Here is a 23,694-nt window from a genome sequence, read left to right as displayed (position 1 = left end):
TAACGTCAGTAAAAGAATCAGCCGCCGTAAACGATCAGCAGATCCTTTGCATCGATCTGGTCGCCAGCCTTGACAAGGACCTCAGCGATCACGCCGTCCTTTTCCGCATGAAGCGCGGTCTCCATCTTCATCGCTTCGATAGAGAGCAACACGTCGCCAGCCTTGACCGATTGGCCGGTGGAGACGGCGACTGTCGAGATCACGCCAGGCATGGGCGCGCCGAGATGCAGACCATTGCCAAGCTCAGCCTTGCGGCGAATCGCGCCCCCGGATGCGCCATGCGCCCGGTCCGGCACCTTGATGCGGCGCGGCTGACCGTTCAGTTCGAAGAAGGCCGTCACCATGCCCTGCGCATCGGTAGCGCTCATCGCCTGGTTGACGATGACCAGCGTCTTGCCTTTCTCGATATCCGCAAACAGTTCCTCGCCATCTTTCAGCCCGTAGAAATACGCAGGTGTCGGCAGGACGGAAACCGGTCCATAGGTATCGATCGCCAAGGCAAAGTCGGTAAACACCTTGGGATACATAAGATAGGAAGCGAATTCGAAGTCGTCGATCTTTCTGCCGAGCTTCTCCTCGATGACCTTGCGTTCTGCATCGAGATCGGCTTCCGCCAGCAGCGAGCCCGGACGCGCTGTATAGGGCTCTTCGCCCTTCAGCGCCTTCTTCTGCAACGCTTCCGGCCAACCGGACGGCGGCTGGCCAAGATCGCCCTTCAGCATGGAAACGACCGATTCCGGAAAGGCGATATCCTTGGCTGGGTTCTCGACATCGGCCACCGTCAGGTCCTGGGAGACCATCATCAGCGCCATGTCGCCGACGACCTTCGAGGACGGCGTCACCTTGACGATGTCGCCGAACATTTGGTTCACGTCGGCATAGGTCTGGGCGACCTTATGCCATTTCGTTTCAAGGCCGAGCGAGCGGGCCTGCTCCTTGAGATTGGTGAACTGGCCCCCCGGCATTTCATGGAGATAGACTTCGGAAGCCGGTCCCTTGAGATCGCTTTCAAAGGCTGCATATTGGCCCCGCACCGCTTCCCAATAGAAGGAGATGCGGCGGATCCATTCCGGATCAAGACCCGGGTCACGCTCGGTGCCCGACAGCGCCTCGACGATCGATCCGAGGCACGGCTGCGAGGTATTGCCAGATAGCGCATCCATGGCGGCATCGACGGCATCGACGCCTGCGTCGACTGCGGCAAGCACGGTGGCAGCAGATATGCCGGACGTGTCATGCGTATGAAAGTGGATCGGCAGGCTGGTGGCCTCGCGCAGCGCCTTGAACAGGACGCGAGCGGCGGCGGGCTTCAGAAGGCCTGCCATATCCTTCAGCGCGATGATATGGGCACCTGCCTTTTCCAGTTCCTCGGCCAAAGCGACGTAATATTTGAGGTCGTATTTCGGCCGGGCAGAGTTCAGGAGGTCGCCCGTATAGCAGATCGCCGCTTCACAGAGCCTGTTTTCCTCCTGAACGGCATCCATCGAGACACGCATGTTCTCGACCCAGTTCAGGCAATCGAAAACGCGGAAGAGATCGATGCCGCCTTTCGCCGCTTGGCGGACAAAATATTTGACGACGTTATCAGGATAGTTCTTGTAGCCAACGCCGTTGGCTCCGCGCAAAAGCATCTGCAGGAGCAGGTTCGGAGCCCCCTCGCGGATCAACGCCAACCGCTCCCAGGGGTCTTCGGTCAGGAAGCGCATCGAGACATCGAAGGTCGCCCCGCCCCAGCACTCCAGCGAAAAGAGAGTGGGAAGCGCCCGTGCATATACGCCGGCGACGCGGGCGATATCATACGTGCGCATCCGGGTCGCGAGCAACGATTGATGTCCGTCACGCATCGTCGTGTCGGTCATCAGCACGCGCTGTTCACTTCGCATCCATTCGGCGAACTTCTTCGGACCAAGGGCATCGAGGCGTTGTTTCGTGCCGTCTGGGATATCACCGTTGATGTAAGGGATGATCGGCTTTGCCATCTGTTCTGAAGGCACTGGCCGGCCCTTGGTTTCCGGATGGCCGTTCACCGTTACGTCGGCAAGATAGGTCAGCAGCTTGGTTGCGCGATCCTGCCGTTTGACCTGCTCGAAGAGCTCAGGCGTCGTGTCGATGAACCGCGTCGTATAGGAATTGTCGCGAAACTTCGGGTGACCGATGATCGCTTCGAGGAAGGTGAGATTGGTCGCCACGCCGCGAATCCGGAACTCGCGCAGCGCCCGATCCATGCGGCTGATCGCCTCCTGCGGCGTCGAGCCGGCGGCTGTCACCTTGACCAGCAACGGGTCATAATAGCGGGTGATGACCGCGCCCGAATAGGCCGTGCCGCCATCGAGGCGGATGCCGAAGCCGGCCGCCGAACGATAGGCGGTGATACGGCCGTAGTCCGGAATGAAATTGTGCTCGGGATCTTCCGTTGTGATGCGGCACTGGAGCGCATGACCGTTGAGGCGGATATTTTCCTGGGTCGGTACGCCCGATTCCGGCGTGCCGATCGCAAAGCCTTCGAGGATATGAATCTGCGCCTTGACGATATCGATGCCGGTGACAACTTCGGTCACCGTATGCTCGACCTGGATACGCGGATTGACTTCGATGAAGTAGAATTTGCCGGTTTCGGCATCCATCAGATACTCGACCGTGCCGGCGCCGATATAATTCGTCGCCTTGGCGATCTTCAGCGAATAGTCGGCCAATTCCTGCCGCTGCGCTTCCGACAGATAGGGGGCCGGGGCACGTTCCACGACCTTCTGGTTGCGCCGCTGGATCGAACAGTCTCGCTCGAAAAGATGCACGGCATTGCCGTGGGTATCGCCGAGAATCTGGCTCTCCACGTGGCGTGCCCGCTCCACGAGCTTTTCCAGATAGACCTCGTCCTTGCCGAAGGCAGCCATGGCCTCGCGCTTGGCTTCAGTCACCTCGCGGGCGAGATCTGCTTCGGCGCGGATGACGCGCATTCCGCGCCCGCCGCCGCCCCAAGAGGCTTTCAGCATCACCGGATAGCCGATCGTCGCTGCCATTCTGGCCACTTCCGCCAAGTCATCCGGCAGGGGCTCCGTTGCCGGAACGACCGGTACGCCGACTGAAATCGCCAGATTGCGGGCAGCCACCTTGTTGCCGAGCTGACGCATCGTCTCGGCCCTCGGGCCGATGAAGGTGATACCGGCAGCGTCGCAGGCTTCGACAAATTCCGGGCTCTCCGAAAGAAGCCCATATCCGGGATGGATGGCGTCCGCGCCGGACAATTTGGCAACGCGGATAATTTCGGGGATAGAGAGATAACTTTCGATCGGGCCCAGGTCCCGCGGAAGATGCGGGCCGCGGCCAACCTGATAGCTTTCGTCGGCTTTGAAACGGTGCAGCGAGAGTTTGTCCTCCTCCGCCCAGATCGCAACCGTTTTAATACCCAGTTCGTTCGCAGCCCGAAAAACGCGGATCGCAATTTCAGACCGGTTGGCAACGAGAATCTTCGAAATCGGCAAAACGGACCTCCCCAGGCGCCATCGAAATGCTGCACTGCGAAGAACCCATATCGCCTTAATCGCCTCAGTGCAATTTCCCTGGAAGCCTGGCGCTAAATTAATGTCATAATTCGGTCATCGGCGGTTGCTCAAGTCACCAATCCCATGCGGAAGGCAGAGGCAACGACATGCTGACGGTTCTTTGCCCGCAGCTTCTCCTGCAAACCGTTGATATACCAGTCGACGGTATGGCTGGATATCTCCAGCGACTTTGCGATTTCGTTGGAGGTCAAGCCCTCTGCAAGCAATCCGACGACTTCCATCTCTCGGCGCGTAAGCTGCGTGTCGACTTGGGTTGCGGCCTCAAGCGCTGCAGCCTCACCCCGCATCTCCATAAAGCGCCAGAAGACCTTTTTCGCTGCCGCATCGAAAAGCGCTATCTCCGCAGGCGAAAGATCGACGGGCCTGCCACCGACCGTCATCGTTCCCAGAAGCCCGTTACGACCATAGACCGGAAAGATGTAGCCGTCCTGTAGACCGTAACGAATTCCTTCCTGCATCATTCGTTGCATGCGCTGCCGGTGCGGATCGTTCCTGAGCGTAAAAAGCGCGTCGCGCCAGCGGAACGGCCTTTGGGCGATGCTCAACATCCGGATGGTCGGATCAATGAGAACATATCTGCGGGTGACATACACCTGCGGCCAACCGCTGGGCCAACGGCCTGCCAACAGCAGGTCCATAGGATTTTCGTTGATCCGGGGCTGTATCAGCACGCCATAGTATTCAAAGCCATAGGCGGCCAGCAGGGATTCTAGCTGGGCCGTCAACTCCGCTTCCGCCTTGGTCTCGCCTGCCAATACCAGGAGCTGTATGATCAGCTGAATGTTCAAGACTGCCCCCGAAATGCCCATCTGGCGTCTTTGCTTGCGTGAAATTTCAGTTAATTCCCCGGGCCATAGTTGACCAGCATAGTTATCATTCGTTGAAGGTATACCGCAAAATTTAGCCTCTTGACGGCTTGAAAAGAGTTACTTCGGGGTTAGCCGGGAGGTCAGGTTTACAAAGGCTTGCCGTATAAGGAACATTTCTGGCAGAAGGGCTATTAATCGCCCGCTTCGTCGCGGAATTGCCGTTTCCGATCTTTAAGTACCAAGCACGACCGCAGTTGCGGCTCCATAAGAATGAGGTGGTATTCGTTGACGCTGTTCCAGGTTTACGCCCGAGCACTGAAATATCTGGCGAAGAACAAATGGCGGGTTACCGCAGTGGTTGTCGCCAATATCGTGCTCGCGATCATTACTATCGCCGAGCCGATCCTTTTCGGCCGAATCATCGATGCCATTTCCTCAGGTGGCAACGTTACCCCTGTGTTGATGCTCTGGGCTGGATTTGGTGTTTTCAATACAATCGCCTATGTGCTTGTTGCAAGGGAAGCTGACCGGCTTGCCCATGGCCGCCGCGCATCCTTGCTGACCGAAGCCTTCGGCCGAATCATCTCCATGCCGCTCGCGTGGCACAGCCAACGCGGTACGTCGAATGCTCTGCACACCCTGCTGCGTGCCGCCGAAAGCCTGTTCGGTTTATGGCTCGAATTCATGCGCACGCATCTTGCCACGGCAGTCGCTTTGGTTCTCTTGGTTCCGACAGCCATCTCCATGGACTGGCGATTGAGCCTCGTGCTTCTGGTGCTGAGCATTCTCTACTGGATCATCGGCGTGACGGTGATGAATCGCACCAAGGAAGGGCAAGCCTCCGTTGAAAGCCACTACCACACAGTCTTTTCACATGTGAGCGACGCCATCAGCAACGTCTCGGTGCTGCATAGCTACAATCGAATTGAAGCAGAAACCAAGGCGCTAAAGAACTACACGAAAGACCTGCTCGCCGCCCAGTATCCGGTGCTCGATTGGTGGGCTCTTGCCAGTGCTTTGAATCGCACGGCCTCGACAGTATCGATGGGTGTTATTCTTGTGATCGGCACCGTGCTCGTCCAACAGGGCGAACTGCGTGTCGGGGACGTCGTCGCCTTTATCGGCTTTGCAAATCTTCTCATCGGGCGCCTCGATCTTCTGCGCCAGTTCGCCACGCAGATTTTTGAAGCCCGCGCCAAGCTCGAAGATTTTTTCGCACTTGAGGATTCGGTTGAGGAACGCGCTGAACCGGTCGATGCCGGTGAGCTCTCCGACGTTCGAGGCGAGGTGGAGTTTCGAAACGTCTCCTTCGGCTTCGCCAGCACGAGCCAGGGCGTCCACAACATCTCCTTCACCGCAAATGCCGGGGAGACGGTTGCGATCGTCGGCCCGACAGGTGCCGGCAAGACGACCCTTATCAACCTCCTGCAGCGGGTCTACGATCCCCAGGAGGGCAAGATCCTCATCGACGGCACCGATATCAGCAAGATCACGCGCAAATCGCTCCGCCAGTCCATTGCCACCGTGTTCCAGGACGCGGGACTGTTGAACCGTTCGATCAGCGAGAATATTCGCCTCGGGCGCGAGGGCGCCACCGAGGAGGATATCGCGAGAGCGGCCGAAGCAGCGGCGGCGACAGAGTTCATCGAAAGCCGGTTGGTCGGTTACGAGACCCCGGTCGGAGAGCGTGGCAATCGCCTCTCGGGCGGCGAACGGCAACGAATTGCCATTGCCCGCGCCATCCTCAAGAACGCACCTATCCTCGTTCTCGACGAGGCAACCAGTGCATTGGATGTGGAGACGGAGGCACGTGTGAAGGCCGCGATCGACAGGCTGCGCCAGGACCGTACCACCTTCATCATCGCCCACCGGCTCTCGACCGTTCGCGATGCCAACAAGGTGATCTTCCTCGACAATGGCCGGATCATCGAGATGGGCACCTATGACGAGCTCAGCCAGAGCGGTGGCCGTTTTGCTTCGCTTCTCAAGGCCAGCGGTATTCTCAATGACGAGGATGAGAAACAGCCCGAAGGGCCGCTGCCGCAAACGGCCTGAACCGTAGCGGACGACGCGACAAAGCCCGCCGTCATTTCCATGGCGGCGGGCTTTTTTGTTTCACCGTGACCTGATCTCAGTTGGTGAACTCAGTTACTCGTGTCGACGACGTATTGAGGAGGAACCCTTCTCCCTCGCTGACGGACTGCCCATTGATGGTGACTTTGCCACTTTCCACCGCGATCTTGTGCGCGACTTCATCAATGGTGATTTCAGCAGTGAAGCCGTTCCAGCCTGCCGGCAGCACGGGATTCACGAACAACCGGTCGCCTTGGCGCCGGATGCCGAGAATGCCTTCGACTGCAGCACGATAAAGCCAGCCGGCGGAACCCGTATACCAGCTCCAGCCGCCTCTGCCGGTATAGGAGCCGTGCCCATAGACGTCGGCGGCAACCACATAGGGTTCCACGCGATAGGTATCAGCCGCCTCACGGCTGAGCGCGTGATTGATCGGATTGAGGATCTGGAAGCATTTCCAGGCATCCTCTCCCCGCTTCAAAGCAGCAAGAGCCAGCACCACCCAGATCGCCGCGTGCGTATACTGGCCGCCGTTTTCGCGGACGCCGGGCGGATAGGCGCGGATATAGCCGGGATCTTTGCGCGTTTCCTGGAAAGGCGGGGCGAAGAGACGGATGATCCCTGCCTGCTCGTCAACGAGCTTTTCCAGAACGGCGTTCATCGCTTGGCTCGCCCGCTCGGGATCGCCTTCGCCCGAAAGCACGCTCCAGGACTGTGCCAGCGAATCGATCCGGCATTCGTCGCTCGAAATCGAGCCAAGCGGAGAACCGTCGTCGAAGTAACCGCGGCGGTAATAGCTCCCGTCCCAGCCCGCTTTCTCCAGCGCCTGCTTCAGAGTCTCCAGATGCGCCGTCCAGCTTTCGACACGCGGTTGGTCGTTTCGCTCGGAAGCGTATGGCAGGAAGCTCCGCAAGGCACTTGCCAGGAACCAGCCTAGCCAGACGCTCATACCGCGGCCGCCTATACCGACACGGTTCATGCCGTCGTTCCAGTCGCCGCCGAGGATCAAAGGCAGGCCTTTTTCCCCGGTGCGGGCAACGGCAATATCGAGTGCCTTGGCGGCATGCTCGTAAACGGTAGCCGTTTCTGAGGATATCTCCGGCTTGAAGAACGAGTCGTGCTTGTGTTTTTCGAGAATAGGACCTTCAAGAAAAGCAACCGGCTCATCCAGCAGCGATTTGTCGCCTGTCGCCGAGACGTATTGATGCGCCGCATAGGCGAGCCAGACCACGTCGTCCGAAATCATCGTGCGGACACCGGCGCCGGAATTCGGCAACCACCAATGTTGCACGTCGCCTTCGTGGAATTGGCGCGACGCGGCGTGAAGGATTTGATGCCGCGCCAGCGACGGCTCCTGAACCAAGAAGGCCAAAGTGTCCTGCAGTTGGTCGCGGAAGCCATAAGCTCCGGACGACTGATAGAAGGCGGTGCGCGCCATGATGCGGCAACCGAGCGCCTGATATGGAAGCCAGTGGTTGACCAGGTTATCGAGAGACTTGTCCGGCGTGGAAATCTTCAGGCGACCGGTAAATCCTCTCCAAAACTCGCGATTTGCGTCGAGAACCGTTTCGAAATCCTCTGCCCGCAGCTCGGCGACAAGCGCCCGAGCGTCTTCCTGGGTCTCGGCATCGCCCAGGAAGAAGGTTATCCTCTTCTCTTCGCCGGGCGCCAACTCGATGTCATAGGAGAGTGCCGCGCACGGATCGCCATCAAGATCGAGAGAACCGCTAAGAGCGGAAGCGGACACGACTGCCGCGGGCAGCTGTACCGAACCGAAGCGGCCGATGAATTCGCGCCGGCTTGTCGTAAAGCCGGATGGCATCTCCCGCATGGCCATGAAGGCAAAGCGGCGGTGGTCGATGCTGTAGGGATTCGTGGCAAAGAGCGTGCCCGCTTCCTCGTCGCGGGTAGACAGAATGAACGGGATGGTCCGGGCAGGATTGTTACCCAGCAGCCATTCCGCATATCCGTACACGCGCAGCCTGCGAACTTCGGAACCGATATTGCGGAGGAAGAACGACGTGAGCTTTGCCGGGCGCGTGCGGTCAACCGTCTGCGTCAGCTCGAGTTTCAAACCGTTGTCTTCTGATGCGAACACCGAATAGCCGAGCCCGTGCCGGGCTTCGAATTTTATTTCCGGCTTGCGCGACAGAGCCGCGAAGGGGGTCGACACAGTGCCGCTGTCCTGGTCGCAGACGTAGAAGGCCTCGCCCGGCCGATTGATGACCGGATCGTTGCTCCACGGCGTAAGCTGGTAGTCGCGAGAGTTCCGAGCCCAGGTGAAGCCTGCCCCTTCCGCCGACACATGGAAGCCGAACTTTTCGTTTGGGATCACGTTGATCCACGGCTGCGGGGTTGCCTGCCCGCCCCTGAGGCGCACGACATATTCGCCGCCGTCCTTTGAGAAGCCGCCATATCCGTTCCAGAACTCAAGGTCGGCAGGTGCTTCCGCCTCAGCGGGCGGCTGGAAGACTTCGCCGTTCAGCAGCGGACGCCGGTCTATCTCGATTACCTGATCCTTGGCGGGTGCGAAAATGGATGCTGTCCGGTTGAGCTGGTCACTGATCTTGCCGTTGCGCGCATGCAAAACGACGCGCGATGCGGCTACAAGACCTTCCGACGCCGTCTCGTCCAGGATGTCGCGGCGAAGGGAGAAGACATGCTGACGCTGCCCTTCCTGCTGACCGAGACGACGGGCATTCTCCGACAGATACTCGATCGCGTGCTGCATTTCCTGCGCATAGGAGGCCGCGCGTTCGTTGAAGATCACCAGATCCGAGATGACGCCACGCGAACGCAGGTATTCCTGAGCGCTCATCGCCTCCTTCGCGACCGCCATATCAGCATCGTCGTTGATACGCAGCGTGAAGATCGGGAAATCGCCCGAAATCGCCGAAGGCCACAGAGACGATTGCGGCTGCATTGAAGTCTGAATCGTCGCCTGGTCCGCCCGGAGCTGCATATCCGGATAGATCAGGTAACGCGCCAGATGCTGGAAGGCCGCGGCATCCTGGGACGATACGCCGAGATGGCGCATCTGCACCTGCGTACGGGTCCAAGCCTGCGTCAGTTCAGCCTGGAAAGCGTCCGGATGACGATACCGCTCGATCGCCTGGTCAAGTTCCTCGCGTTTGGGAGCGGCAATCGTCCAGAAGATGACGCTCACCTTCTTGCCCGCCGGTACCCTCACGACGCGGCGCAGCGACAGGATCGGGTCGAGCGTAAAGCCGTCCGTTCCGGAAAGCGTCGCGCCGGGGTCGAAGGCTGCCGCTTCCGCAAGCGTGCGACCACGGCCGAGGAACTTCCGTCTGTCGGTCTCGAACTCCGTGGGCCGTGCAGACCCTGCGTTGTCGGCAGCAAGATGCGCAATCACCATGTCGGGATCGCCGGGATTTCGCTTGTTGCGCCACGCCCGGATCACATCGCCGCGTTTGCCGATCTCGGTGCGGACAAACATCCGCGAAAAGACCGGGTGGGCATTGTCGTCATCTTCTGACGCCAGCACGGGCTCCATATAGGAGGTGACCTCGATGAAGCGGTCTTCCGTGCCCATGTTCAGCAAGGTCAGGCGGCGACCTTCCGCATCGTGCTCGGTCGCGACGATGCACTCCACGGTGCTGGTAAAATCGCCGATGGTCTTGTGGAACTCAGCGCGCTCGTCGCTGAATATCGCCTTGCTCGTCTCGCCCTCCGCACGACGGGGTTCCGACGTTGCAGACCACCATTCGCCGGTCGCGGTATCGCGAAGGAACAGGAACTGGCCCCATCGATCTTCCGTGGGATCCGGCTTCCACCGGGCAACCGACATGCCGTTCCAGCGGGAATAGCCGGAGCCGGTTGCGGTGAGCATCACCGAATAGTGACCATTCGACAGAAGAACCAGTTCGCGGTCTTTGGTCGCCGGATTGGTGATCGTGCGGATTTCTGGACGCAGCAGCTCGCCCTGACCCTTGCCAGGCGTTTCCTCGTGCTTTGCGCTCATGACCGGTATGTCGCGCGGAGCTTTTTCCTGCAGAAGCAGTTCGGCTGCCTCGATCACGGGATCGGAATGGAAGAATTCGCGCAGCAGACCGTTCATCACGACGTTGGCGATCGCAGCAATCGACATGCCGTGATGGTGCGCATAGTAGTTATACACCACCGCACAACGCTGCCCCTCCGGAACGCGGGTCGGCGTGAAGTCGACGGCGTCGTGGAAGCCAAACATGCCGAGCGCGCCGAGGGAGCGCAGCTCCGCCAGGTTTTCAGCAGCCGAGATTGGATCATATTGACTGGCGAGGATCGAGGCATAGGGAGCGATAACGGCGTTCTGGCCGAGCCCTCGCTTGAGACCGAGCGTCGGCACACCGAAATTCGTGTACTGATAGTTGAACAGATGATCGCGGGCGTTGAAGGCCGCTTCCGAAATGCCCCATGGCGTGCCAAGCCGCTTGCCGTGGTTCATCTGCTCCTTGACCACGAGATTGTTGGTCTGGTTCAGGATGCCCCCTTGCCGCTCCTGCATGACGAGCGGCGGCATCAGATATTCGAACATCGAGCCCGACCAGGAGACCAGGGCCCCCTGCGCACCGATCGGCACGACCTGACGACCCAGGCGATACCAGTGCTCCGTCGGCAGGTCACCCTTGGCGATCGCAAACAGGCTAGTCAGGCGGCATTCGGACGCCAGCAAATCATAGCAAGCTTCGTCCAATTCGTTGCTGTCGACACGATAACCGATCGAAAGCAGCCGGCGTTCCTTGCGGAACAGGAAGCTGAAGTCCATCGAGAACGCGATCGTCCGGGCACGGTCCCTCAACGCAGCCAGCCGCCCGCGCAGTGACTCCATATTGGAATTATCAAAGACGTTGTCGGCGATATGCGCTTCGCAAACGTTGACGAGGGATGCTGACCAGCGGGTTACCTCGTCACTCTGAACCGAACGAACCTCATGATCGAGATTGGTCGCCAGTTTCTGGATCTCACGCGCCAGAACCGTCAGGTTGATGATCCGGATCGAAGCAAACTCGTGCTCCCGTTTGACGGCGGCAAGCGCGTTTCCGAAGCCGGCGATGCGCTCCTCAAGCCGGCGGCGCAACGGGCGCACTGTCTTGCGGTCATCGGGCAGAGCGGTCAACGTTTCGGCGAGGATGCCGGCGACATCGCCGATACCATCGAGATTGCCCTGCAGGTGAGCTGACGGCGCTTCGGCCCACATGCGGCAGGCGGATGAAATCGCAATCAGATGACCGGCAAGATTGCCGCTGTCGACTGCCGAGATATAGGGTTGGCCAAGCGGCTTCAGCGTATCGCTATGATACCAGTTGTACAGATGCCCACGGAATTTCTCCATTTTTTCGATCGTCGAGATCGTCTGCTCGAGACGCTCGATCGTATCCGTGAAGCTGATCCAGCCAAAATGGCGCGCCGAGATCGTCGACAGCAAGTAGACCCCGATATTGGTGGGCGAAGTGCGCTTGGCGATGATCGGATCCGGGCGTTCCTGGAAATTGTCCGGCGGCAGGTAGTTCTGCTCGAGCGTTACAAAGGTCTCGAAATACCGCCAGGTGCGGCGAGCGATCTTGCGCAGTTCAACGGAGACCGTATCCGGAACGAAAAGGCGATCTTCCGTTTCCGCCGACTGGCTCACATACCATGCAACGAGCGGCGAGAAGATCCAGAGCACCGCGAAGGGAATGCCCACCAGGAACGCGTTGTCGCCGGGCAAAGCTGAGAGAATGATGCTGAGAACGGCAATCGTGGGCGCGTGCCACATCGCGCGATAGTAATCCTGAGGGCTTCCCTGAGCGCTCGACTGGATCGATGCGGCCGTACGCCATTCCAGCATCAGCTTGCGGCTGAAGAACAACCGGTAGAGGGAGCGAGCGGTCGCGTCCGTCATGATGCAGGCGGTATCGGCAATGAAGACGATGCGAAGCGCAACCTGAGCGTTGGCCGAGCGCATATCCGACCAGAGCGAATAGAAATGCGCTCCGGGCACGATATCAGTCGAGCGAGGCAGCAGACCAGTCACCAGAGAAAGCGTCGGTGCCACAAAGAGCAGGAAAATCAGCAGGATCTGCCAGATCAACGCACCGAGCGGGTCCATGAAATACCAGCCTAGAACCGATGCGAAGAACCAGGCGATCGGAGTAAGCGAGCGACGCAGATTGTCGATCATTTTCCAGCGGCCGAGTGCAGTCACGCCGCGCGTCGGATCGAGAATATAGGGAAGCAACTGCCAGTCGCCACGGGCCCAGCGATGCTGACGGGAAACCTCGACCTCGTATCGAACCGGGAAGTCTTCGACCAGTTCAACGTCGGTGATGAGCGCGCAGCGCGCGAACGAACCTTCCAGAAGGTCGTGCGAAAGGACGGAATTTTCGTCGATCCGGCCTTTGAGCGATGCTTCGAAAGCATCGACATGATAGAGGCCTTTACCGGTAAACGTGCCCTCGCCGGTCAAATCCTGATAAACGTCGGACACCGTGAAGACATAGGGATCCAGCCCTCGGCCGACAGAGAAGACGCGCTGGAAGACGGATGCCTCCTTACCGGTCGTCAGCGATGGCGTGACGCGCGGTTGCATCAGCCCATAACCATGGATCACGCGATTGCTCTTCGGATCGAGCACCGGCCGGTTGATCGGGTGATGCATTTTGCCGACGAGCTTCGTCACCGCATCCCGCATCAGGCGCGTATCGGCGTCGAGCGTCATGACGTATTGGACGTCCGCGGGAACCATGTTGGCGCCCGGCAGATAGGTTGTATCCTGGTCACCCCGAAGCAGCAGGTTCAGTTCGTGCAGCTTTCCGCGCTTGCGCTCCCAGCCCATCCACGCGCCTTCGTTCGGATTGAAGAGGCGACGCCGATGCAGGAGATAGAAACGCGTCTTGCCGTCATGAGCATATTTGGCGCTGAGTGCCGCAATCTCGCGCTTGGCATAGTCGAGGATTTCCAGATCCGCATCCGTCTCCTCGAGCTTGCTGTCACGCCAATCGCTCAAAAGCGCGAAGTAGATTTCACCGCGCGGGTTGGCGAGATAATGGACTTCGAGGTTGCGCACGAGCTCGTCAACCGTGTCGCGGTCGGTGATCAGGCAGGGCACGGCGACGAGCGTTCTGGCGTCGTCAGGAATGCCTTCCTTGAATTCATAGCCCACAAGGCGGGCCGGACGCACCACATAGGTCACGAGCGTATTGAAGAGGCCGGTGGCACCTTCCGAAGCAGGGAGGGCGAACATCAGCAGAAAGAAGAACACGACCGGCAGCGGCATATTCGCCTGGACGAGGAACCAGCCGGCAATTGCCATCGCCAGCACGGTCAGGAATATGACCGGACCCGCAATTGCGAACCAGTTGAGCCGTCGAACAAGACGGACCGTCTGCTGCACGATAAGCGGCTTGTAACCGACTGCAGCTTCCAGTTCCCTGCGCCGGCGTCCGACGATGAAGGCGCCGATATTGCTTTCGCGTGGATCGTCGCTTTCCCCGGCTGCTTGCTCTGCAAGGCTGATGGCCGCATTGGCGACCTCGCTTTCGCTCCTGCGGGAGCGGCGGGCGATCTGTTCGATACGGTTGCGGTAGGCGTTTCGCGAACCGAAATCGAGGGCTTCGTAATCCGTGCGGTCTCGGAAGATCTTGTCGATCTGCGAAACTTGTTCGAACCAGACGCTCCACTCCGTGTCATCGATGTGACGCAGGCTCTTGATGATATTGCCCATCGTCACATTGCCGGACGAAAGCCGGTTCTGTTCGGCGAGCATCACCTCTTCGACATCGGTGCCGGCCTGCTCGAGCCGCTGCTCCAGCCAGGTTACCGCAAAACCTGAGGTCTGGGAGGCATTGCGCAGACGATAAAGAAACTGGGTGATGAACGTGTTGTCGCTGGTGAGCGCCTCAATGCTCTTGAGCACATCCGCACTGGCGGCCTCGTCGTTCAGCCTGATGACTTCGTCGGCTACATCGTTCGCACGACGGCGCATGTTGCGGGAACGGTCGACGCGGGTGGCGATACGACGAAGGTTTTCGATTAGAACGAAGCGGATAAAAGACGGCAGAGCCCAGAGTTCACCGATCTCGAGCGGCTCTTCGACCTGGAATCCGTCGACCATGGCAGCCAGAGCGTCCTGTGAAACGCTGCTGTGGGTGTGGGCGACATAGAGCCATGCCACCGCGAGCACGCGGGGAATTTCCTGCCCCGCGACCGTCATCGTCGGAAGCTGCCGATAGAACTTTTTGGGGAAGTCGCGGCGGACTTCCTGGATCGCTTCCTCGACAATGTAATAATTGTCGAGAAGCCACTCGGCGGCGGGCGTGATCGACGCTCCGGCATCCACATCCGCAGCGGTTGCGCGGTAGACCCGGAAGATTTCCTTCTCGTTCTCCTGATGGCGCTTGAAGAAGTCGAACTCCAGGAAACCGGGTAGGCTGGAAGTGCCCTCCTTGCCGAGCTTTTCGCCGCACTCCCTCAACGCGTCTATGTTGAAATAAGTCGAACGGATCGAATCGTTATGATCGATCTGCTTGGCTTCGGTATCGCGCGAGGAAGCTGGCTGCGGATTCTGAAAGGACATGGACACGGGCTTCTGGGTGAGAAAACTTTAAGGGTTCGTCGGCCTCGCCTTACTCGGCCTGCATTGGAAGCGCCAGTCATCATTTTGATTATGGTGACTGGCCCGACGCAAATTCGCGAAGAGGGGAAATAGAGGGCAGTAACGATATTGCAAATAACTGACCAAAATCTATTGCCCGCTTCTGGCGGATTAACACATCAACGCCTCTAATGGCGCAAGCCTGAATGAAAGCTGAACAACAGCAGGGCCTTGATAAGACGGAAGATTCACCTTCGGCGACGACCACGGGCCGCCCACACGAAATTTGATCCGGAACTGGGTTACCTCCGTACGACGGCGCTGCTATCCATGGTGGAGCGGAAGGTTTTCAAGCGCCGCAGACAAACTAGCGAAGGCAGTTTTTGCGATGACGGTACAATTTTCAAACTACATGGCCGAGGTGGTGGCAACCCGCCGCTATCTTCATCAGCATCCGGAACTGGGACTTTCGGAGTTCAACACGTCCGATTTCGTGGCCCGGCAGCTCACGGAGTTCGGCTACGAAGTCACGCGCGGCCTCGCCAAGACCGGACTTGTAGCGACCTTGAAAAACGGCACAGGTAATCGGTCGGTCGGTATCCGCGCGGATATCGACGCCTTGCCGATCGAAGAAGAGACAGGCGCCGAATACGCCAGCAGGAACAAGGGTCTGATGCACGCCTGCGGGCATGACGGCCACACGGCGATGCTGCTCGGCGCGGCGAGGATTCTCGCTGAACGAAGGAATTTCGACGGTACGATCCATTTGATTTTTCAACCGGCAGAGGAAAATTTCGCCGGCGCAAAATTGATGATCGAGGACGGCCTGTTCGATCGCTTCCCCTGCGATGCAGTGTTCGGCCTTCACAACGACCCTACTTTGCCATTCGGAAAGATCGTTGTGAAGGAAGGACCGATACTGGCCGCTGCCGACGAGTGCCATATCGTCATCAACGGGCGGGGCGGCCACGGCGCGGAACCTCAATCGACATCCGATCCGATCGTCTGCGGCGCAAGCATCATCATGGCTCTCCAGACAATTGCCTCCCGGAATATCCATCCGCTCGACCCGGTGGTAATCACCGTCGGGTCTTTTCGTGGTGGTATGGCGAGCAACGTGATTCCGGAACGCGCCGAGATGCGCCTTACGATCCGGTCCTATGACCCTGCGGTGCGCGACAGACTGGAGGAACGTGTCCGCATGATAGCGCAAGGCCAGGCCGCAAGCTTCGGCATGACGGTCACGATCGACTACGAGCGCGGTTACGACGCGACGATCAACCATCCGGCCGAAACCGACTTTGTCCGCGAGCTGGCAAAAGGGATTCTCGGGGAAGAGAATGTCGAAGATCTGGAAAGGACATCGATGGGCAGCGAAGATTTTGGTTTCATGCTGAAAGAGCGTCCCGGCAGCTATTTCCTGCTGGGCACGAAGCGGACCGACAATGACCCGCCGTTGCATCATCCCCAGTTCGACTTCAATGATGAGGCGCTGCCGATCGGGACAAGCTTTTGGGTAGAACTCGCGGAAGCGTATCTGCCGGCGAAATAGCCTTGAAGAACAAAACACCTCCCGAGCCGGCGGAGCGCGGGAGGTGTCGCACAGTCTTGGGAAGACCGGAAGCTTACGGAAAGAGCCCAAGCACTACGGCGCCGACGAAGATGAAGGCTGCGGAAACCAGTGCGGTATTGGCTGCCCACTGCCATTTGCTGGCGCTACCAACGGGAAAGGACCGTGTCTGATGTTGTAGCTGGCGCATAAATGCCTCCCGGGTTCTGGTGCCGCCCTTTGCGAGCGTTCTCTATGCTACCTTATCTCGATAAACCCGATAGAGATAATGTTTCACTCAGCTATGCGTTCCGTAGAAAATCCTTTTTTCTTAACGAGCATTCCAAGGGATTAACGGTTTGTTATTCCCTGAGCCTCGTATCGCTTCTAAATTGCACTCTGGTCGAGGGCCAGACGAAAGACATTCGGGTCAATATTCCCGCCCGAGCAAATGGCTATCACCGTTTCCCCCAGCGTTTCCCCATGGAACAGCGCTGCGGCCAAGGCTACAGCACCTCCTGGTTCCACGACGATCTTAAGGCGGTTGAAGGCTAGCGCCACCGCATGAAGCGCTTCACTTTCCGTCACCACAAGGCCCGAACCGCAAAGCCGCGACATGATTGGAAAAGTAATGGCACCTGGCTGGGGGGTGATGATTGCATCGCAAAGCGAGCCCGACTGGGTAGAATTACGCTCAATCTTCCCGGACGCCAGGGAACGCGTGACATCGTCGAAGCCTTCCGGTTCGCACGGATGCACCACAAAATCGGGGGCTTTGGCTTCCAGGGCCAAGGAGACACCCGAAATAAACCCGCCGCCGCCGGTCGGCACCAGCACATCTGCCTTGTCGATGCCCAGTTCTTTCGCCTGCTCGGCGATTTCCAATCCGGCAGTGCCCTGCCCGGCAATCACATATGGCTCATCGAAAGGCTTGATGAGGGTGAGCTGACGCTCCTGCGACAATCGAGCGCCGATAGCATCTCGATCCTCGCTGGCGCGATCGTAAAGCACCACCTCGGCGCCATAGGCGCGGGTGTTGTCGATCTTGATGCGAGGTGCGTCGGACGGCATGACGATAACGCTCGGAACGCCATGGATCTTCGCCGCCAGCGCGACGCCTTGCGCATGGTTACCTGAAGAGAAGGCGATCACGCCTTTGGCACGCACCTCAGGCGAGAGAGCCGATATCGCCGACCAGGCGCCGCGGAACTTGAAGGAACCGGTATGCTGCAGACATTCCGGCTTCACGAATATGCGCCGCCCTGCAATCTCATCGAGGAATGGAGAAGACAGCAACGGCGTGCGGCGCACCTGCCCATCCAATCGGGCCTGCGCGGCTTCGATCATGCTGATATCGGTCATATGGAAATTCCAAGGAAAGACGAAGCAGATGGCCGACAGCCTATCGACGCTTTCCGTCCTGGTAAAGGCTGTAGAACATATCAGCCGGCTTCAGCGTGATCGCTGGCAGGCAGCATGCCGAGCTTCAACACTGCCTTGATCGGCAGGTGGTCGGAAGCAAGCCTTGCGAGGGGCGTGTCGTGGGTCTCTACGGTGTCCAGCAGACCCGGCCGGTTCGCCATGATTCGATCAAGAGCCAGCACCGGCAAACGCGACGGAAAGCTCGGCACAGCCGCCGGCAAACCGAACACGCTCGCGAGCGTGTTGAGGGAGGACCGGTCTCCCAGCCGCCATTCGTTGAGATCGCCCATCAGAACGGTCGGCTGTTCATCACGCGATCGCAGGATGTCGATGATGACGCGGGCCTGCTGGTGTCGCGAGCGGTTGAGAAGCCCGAGATGGGCGGCGATGATGCGGAAGGCACTGCCGTCCTTCAATTCCAGTTCGGTGATAAGGGCCCCTCGTGGCTCGAGCCCCGGCAATTTGACCTGATGCACGTCGCGCACCAGCCCTTCACGAAAGAAGACAACATTGCCGTGCCAGCCATGCGCCTTGGCAACGCCGCTGATCGGAACAGGAAAGAGCCCGGTTTCACGCTCCATCCAGGCGAGGTCGAGCAGCCCGCGCCGTTCGCCGAAGCGGGTATCCGCCTCTTGAAGAGCGATCACGTCGGCGCCTATCTCGCGGATGACATGGCTGGTTCGAGCGGGATCGAACTTGCCGTCGATGCCCACGCATTTATGCACGTTATAGGAGGCAACCAGCATGCCCTTGGCCCGGTCATGCGGTGCATGGACGCCGGCTCCGCGGTCCTTGCGGGCGCGGATTGATGCCAGGATGTTTGTGGGAAGATTGGTGCGCTTTTCCCGCATGGTTCCGAAGGTTATTCGCAAAGAGGTGGATTATACGACAATCCGCTCATTGATCTAGCATTTCCAGCTCAGTCTAAAGATAGGGTGACCCGAGCCATAGCACGCGCTCAATGAGACGTACCACAAAGGGTCTTGCCATCAACGCCTCAAGCGTCACTTCAGTTGCGGAGGAAATCGCCAGGTCGATCCTTCGCTCCAAAGCTACCACAAACGCGCAATCCAGAACTTCGAGATCCACCTCGAAATTAAGCCGAAGGGAGCGGGGATCGAGATTGGACGAGCCGACATAGCCCCACCGACCATCGATGGCCATGAGTTTCGAGTGATTGAAGGGACCGGAAGCTCGCCAGATCCGACAATGGTTTTTCAACATCTGGTCGAATTGCGCAGTCATCGCCCGGTCGACTAGAACGAGATTGTTGGCAGTCGGTACCACTATATCAACCGTTACACCTCGTCGCGCCGCAGTGACCAGCGCGGTGATCAGCTCCCGATCCGGCAAAAAATAAGGCGAGACAATACGGACGGAGGACCGCGCCACCGAAAAGGCGCCCATCAACATCTTGTGGTTCGTCTCCACGCTGCGGTCGGGGCCGGATGACACAGCTCGCACGAAGACGGCTTTTCCCGGCTCCGTTTCCGGCGGATCAAGAGCCCAGGCCTCCTCGTCCAACATCTCGTCGGTAGCGAACCGCCAATCGGCTGCCGCAATCGCGAAGAGATCGGCCACGACCGGACCGGTGACCCTGAAATGCGTATCGAAGGAGCACATGTCTCCGCTGAATTCGCTTGAAAAGCCTTCGCGGATGTTCATGCCGCCCGTAAAGGCTGTCTTGCCATCGATCACCAATATTTTCCGGTGCGTTCTGAGATTGGCATAGGGCAATCTAAGTCCCATGATGACATTGCCGTTGAAGACGTCGACGATGACGCCGCCGTCGCGCAACCGGCCGAGAACGCTCGGGACGGAATACCGAGCGCCAACCGCATCAATGAGGACACGGACCTCAACGCCGCGTTTCACGGCCTCGATCAAGGCGCGGGCGAAACGCTCACCGATCCTGTCGCGATCGAATATGTAGGTTTCCAGGATGATGCTTCGCTGAGCACCGTCGATGGCACTGAGCATCGCGCGATAGGCCTCGTCCCCGGTATCAAGCGCAATGATCAGATTGCTGGTCGTCAAGCGATGATGCGTCACACGATCGCCAAGCGTCTTCATGGCTACGAACCGGCGGCCGAATCCGTCGGCGACTAGGTCGTCCGTAGCATCATAAGAAGCGAAATGGGCACGAATCTCCCCCTGAAGCAGCGCGCGGCGATCACTGATGACGGTGCGTCGGATGCGGTTGATCCCAGCAATCAGGTAAAGCAGGGCTCCGATGATCGGGGAAAGGATGATGACGCCGACCCAGCCCACGGCCGAACGTACTTCCTCCTTTGTCATCGCGGCGTGAATTGCCGCCGCCGCCCCCGCCAGGACCGATGCAGTGAAGAGGATGTGCGGCCAATAGCCCTCGGCGAGATCAAGCATAACGCTCAATATAGGAGCGCAAGTGCTTTCCGCAATCGAGCCGGATCAAGAGGTTATCCAGATCCGGTACGATGTCAGGCGGCGAGCTGTTTCTGGAACAGGTCAAGCGAAGCTTCAAAGGTGTCGAAAATGGCGTCTACCTGCTGCTCGTTGACGATCATCGGTGGGCAAAGTGCCATGGAATCTCCGATCGCGCGGGAGATGAGGCCCTTTTCCACCATGATCGAAAACAGCTTCGGACCAAGCTGTCCGGCGGCAAAACCGTCACGCGGCTTCAACTCCAATGCGCCGATCAGGCCGACGCCGCGCGCTTCGATCGCCAGCGGATGGCCTTCCAGCGCCTTCAGGCGGCTCTGGAATTTCGGCGCCAAGGCCCGCACGTTACCGACGAGATCGCGCTCCTCTATGATCGCGATGTTTTCCAGCGCTACGGCGGCCGCCACTGGATGCCCCGCGGCCGTCACCCCATGGCCGAAGGTGCCGATCTTCGCCGATTCATCGGCGAGCGGTTGGTAGACGTTCTCGTTGATAAGCAGTGCCGAAATGGGTTGATAGGATGAGGAAATCTGCTTGGATAACGTCATGATATCCGGCTGAAGCCCGTATGTCGTCGTGCCGAACATCTCGCCAGTCCGGCCAAAACCGCAGATCACTTCATCGGCGATCAGAAGAACATCATATTTCTTCAACACCTTCTGGATCGCTTCCCAATAGCCGGCCAGCGGCACGATGACCCCGCCGGCACCCATGACCGGCTCACCGATAAAGGCCGCCACGGTTTCCGGGCCCTCCTTCAGGATCAGATCCTCAAGGTCCTTTGCGCAGCGCTCCACGAACGCTGCCTCGGTCTCGCCTTCCTGCTTGAAGGTGCGATAATGCGGGCAGGTCGTGTGGAAAATTCCGGGCAATGGAAGATCGAAGGAACGATGATTGTTCGGTAGGCCGGTCAGGCTCGCAGCTGCGATCGTCACCCCGTGATAACCCTTGATGCGGGAGATTATCTTCTTCTTTTCCGGTTTGCCGAGCGCATTGGAGCGGTACCAGACCATCTTGATCGCGGTATCGTTGGCCTCCGAGCCGGAATTGGTGAAGTAAGCCTTCGACATCGGAACCGGCGCCATCTGGATCAGCTTTTCGGCGAGCTCAATGGAAGGTCCGTGGCTGCGGGCCGTAAAAGTATGATAGTAAGGCAGCTTCGCCATCTGCCTGGTGGCCGCATCAACGAGACGGCTTTCGCCAAAGCCGACGGCGACGCTCCAAAGCCCTGCCATCGCTTCAATGTATTTCTTGCCGTTGTTGTCGTAGACGTAGATGCCTTCGCCGCGATCCATCACCAGGGAACCGTCCCGTTCCAATGCGCGGGCATTGGTATAGGAGTGAAGGTGATAAGCCTTGTCCCGGGCTTCGATGGAGTTCGGCTGAATAGTCACGGGTGACCTCCTTTGAGACATACCACGATAGATGGATTTTCATAGGAGCAAACCACGGCGTTGGACAGTCCCAATTGCCGTTTTCAGCCCAGTGAACGGTCAAAAGAATTGACGGTTCGATCAATGGATTTGGCTATTTCACCGTCATCGCCGCGACTGGCGGCTCGGCACCCGGCGGAATTGGGCTTGTATAAACCTGTCCCTTGCGCCGTCTCTTCAAGTCGGCCCAAGCGGCTTCGCGGAGCTGCTCGCTCTCGATCGCGGCAAGACCGGTAGCAGCCATAGCCTTGGCTGCAGAGATCATTCCTTTATGGGCAAGCGGGCTCTTGCCCTGCGCGACGACCTGCCACGTGTGAAGTTGGGTCCCTACGGCAAGCGTTGCGCCGTAGGCCTGCACCGTCGGCACCACCCAGCTGACATCGCCCACATCGGTGGAACCGCCCATCTGGCGATTTTCGCTGTGAGCCGGCAGGATGAAATCCGCAAGCGGGACATCCCGTTCCTCCAGCCGCTCCTGGTTCCAGCTCGCCGAAATGTCCTCCGGGGTTAATGTTGCGCGGATTTTTTCCGCGAATATTCGATCTTCCTCATCGAATGGAGGCGGGCCAATGCTGTCCCAGACGTCCTGCATCACGTCCATCAACGGCGTGTTGACGATGAGGTTGGATACGCCCGCAAGGATGGTGCTCTCGACCTTCGTCTCGGTCATCAGAGCCGCGCCCTCCGCGACTTTCTTCACGCGCTCGATCAGTGAGAGGAGGCCCGGCAGTTCCGGCGCGCGGACGACATAACGAACCTTGGCATAAGCCTGCACCACATTCGGCGAAATGCCGCCGGCATCAAGCACCGCATAATGTATGCGGCAATCGGACGGCATGTGTTCACGCATATAGTTGACGCCGACATTCATGAGTTCCACCGCATCGAGGGCGCTGCGCCCAAGCTCCGGCACCGCGGCTGCATGAGCGGCGCGTCCAGTAAAGCTGAAATCGATCCTGCAATTGGCGAGCGAAGTCTCGCGCTGCACGCCTGCAAAGTTGCTGGGGTGCCAGCTGATGGCAATATCCACGTCTTCGAAGGCGCCGGCGCGAACCATGAAAGCCTTGGCCGCACCGCCTTCCTCCGCGGGGCAGCCGTAGTAGCGCACGCGGCCGGGCGTTCCCGTCTCTTCCAGCCAATCCTTGAGCGCCGTCGCCGCAAGAAGCGAGGCGGAGCCGAGGAGATTATGGCCGCAGCCATGCCCGTTTGCGCCAGCAACGATCGGCTCGTGGTGGGAAAGTCCCGCCTTCTGGCTCAGTCCTGCCAATGCATCATATTCCCCGAGGAAGGCGATGACCGGACCACCTTCACCCGCTTCCCCGATCAGTGCTGTCGGTATGTCGGCCACATCTTCAGTAACGGCGAAACCTTGAGCTTCCAGCATTTCCCGATGCGCCGACGCTGACAGCTTCTCCATGTAGCAGGTTTCAGGCGTCTCCCAGACCCGGTCCGCCAAATCGATAAAAACCTCGGTCTTGCGGTCGATGAAATCCCAGATAAGCGGGAGATTGGAATTGCCTGTCCTCATGAACCATCGCCTCGATGCAAGTAATGCTGATTGGAGGGCCGAACCGTACTCCATTCTCACCCGATGGCAATGCGCCAATGCAGCACTCGTCAGGATCACACATCTGAAATGAAAAAGTGACCGAAAAGGCGAATTTTCGCATCTCGACAACAGAATGATAATCGCTATGCTCCCGCGCCGTTGCCGGTCGAGAATCTAAAGATCGGGCCAAAAATGGTAAGAACACATGGGGATTGTGTCGAACTTGCGGAAAATTTTCTAAGAAACGCTGTCGCTACAAAAATAGACGGAGCTGTAGCCTTGCGAAAACTTGGCGCTCTGGAATTA

11 protein-coding genes are annotated in these 23,694 nt (G+C 58.8%); 2 read left to right on the top strand and 9 right to left on the bottom strand.

Features of this window, described 5'->3' with window-relative positions; all coding sequences use genetic code 11:
• Window positions 1-17 precede the first annotated feature (17 nt).
• Entirely contained in the window at window positions 18-3,479 is a 3,462-nt protein-coding gene (pyc, locus tag EDE09_RS15030) for a pyruvate carboxylase (RefSeq protein WP_132411340.1), read from the bottom strand.
• Between the two features lie 128 nt (window positions 3,480-3,607).
• Window positions 3,608-4,348 carry a LuxR family transcriptional regulator gene (locus tag EDE09_RS15025; RefSeq protein ID WP_132411338.1) on the bottom strand — a complete coding sequence of 247 codons (741 nt, stop codon included), beginning with the start codon at window positions 4,346-4,348 and terminating at the stop codon, window positions 3,608-3,610.
• Window positions 4,349-4,654: 306 nt separating this feature from the next.
• On the opposite strand from EDE09_RS15025, the gene EDE09_RS15020 reads away from it, so the two are divergent.
• Window positions 4,655-6,424: a glucan ABC transporter ATP-binding protein/ permease gene (locus EDE09_RS15020; protein ID WP_105374644.1), complete on the top strand. Its 1,770-nt coding sequence runs from the start codon at window positions 4,655-4,657 to the stop codon at window positions 6,422-6,424.
• A 76-nt stretch (window positions 6,425-6,500) separates the two neighbouring features.
• On the opposite strand, the gene EDE09_RS15015 is transcribed toward EDE09_RS15020, so the two are convergent.
• Window positions 6,501-14,996 (bottom strand): glucoamylase family protein, encoded by an 8,496-nt coding sequence (locus EDE09_RS15015; RefSeq protein ID WP_132411336.1) that lies wholly within the window; start codon window positions 14,994-14,996, stop codon window positions 6,501-6,503.
• Between the two features lie 406 nt (window positions 14,997-15,402).
• Here EDE09_RS15015 and EDE09_RS15010 point away from each other — a divergent pair, with 406 nt between their 5' ends.
• Complete coding sequence (locus tag EDE09_RS15010; RefSeq protein WP_245505148.1) at window positions 15,403-16,566, top strand: M20 aminoacylase family protein; 1,164 nt, start codon at window positions 15,403-15,405, stop codon at window positions 16,564-16,566.
• A 73-nt stretch (window positions 16,567-16,639) separates the two neighbouring features.
• On the opposite strand, the gene EDE09_RS28850 is transcribed toward EDE09_RS15010, so the two are convergent.
• The 6 genes from EDE09_RS28850 to EDE09_RS14985 form a co-directional block, all read right to left on the bottom strand.
• Window positions 16,640-16,774, bottom strand: coding sequence for a hypothetical protein (locus tag EDE09_RS28850; protein WP_281033654.1), 135 nt, complete (start codon window positions 16,772-16,774; stop codon window positions 16,640-16,642).
• 176 nt (window positions 16,775-16,950) lie between these two features.
• Window positions 16,951-17,925, bottom strand: a complete 975-nt coding sequence (locus tag EDE09_RS15005; RefSeq protein WP_132411334.1) for a threonine/serine dehydratase — start codon at window positions 17,923-17,925, stop codon at window positions 16,951-16,953.
• Between the two features lie 80 nt (window positions 17,926-18,005).
• Window positions 18,006-18,836, bottom strand: a complete 831-nt coding sequence (locus tag EDE09_RS15000) for an endonuclease/exonuclease/phosphatase family protein (RefSeq protein ID WP_132411332.1) — start codon at window positions 18,834-18,836, stop codon at window positions 18,006-18,008.
• A 73-nt stretch (window positions 18,837-18,909) separates the two neighbouring features.
• Window positions 18,910-20,370: a phosphatidylserine/phosphatidylglycerophosphate/cardiolipin synthase family protein gene (locus EDE09_RS14995; RefSeq protein WP_132411330.1), complete on the bottom strand. Its 1,461-nt coding sequence runs from the start codon at window positions 20,368-20,370 to the stop codon at window positions 18,910-18,912.
• Between the two features lie 74 nt (window positions 20,371-20,444).
• On the bottom strand, window positions 20,445-21,800 hold the full coding sequence (locus tag EDE09_RS14990; protein WP_105373081.1) for an aspartate aminotransferase family protein: 1,356 nt from the start codon (window positions 21,798-21,800) through the stop codon (window positions 20,445-20,447).
• A gap of 133 nt (window positions 21,801-21,933) precedes the next feature.
• Window positions 21,934-23,367 carry a M20 family metallopeptidase gene (locus EDE09_RS14985; RefSeq protein WP_132411328.1) on the bottom strand — a complete coding sequence of 478 codons (1,434 nt, stop codon included), beginning with the start codon at window positions 23,365-23,367 and terminating at the stop codon, window positions 21,934-21,936.
• Between the last annotated feature and the right edge of the window lie 327 nt (window positions 23,368-23,694).

Origin of the sequence: Neorhizobium sp. S3-V5DH, assembly GCF_004343065.1 — a bacterium.
Classification (GTDB): domain Bacteria; phylum Pseudomonadota; class Alphaproteobacteria; order Rhizobiales; family Rhizobiaceae; genus Neorhizobium; species Neorhizobium huautlense.
This window is presented reverse-complemented; position numbering and strand designations above follow the sequence as displayed.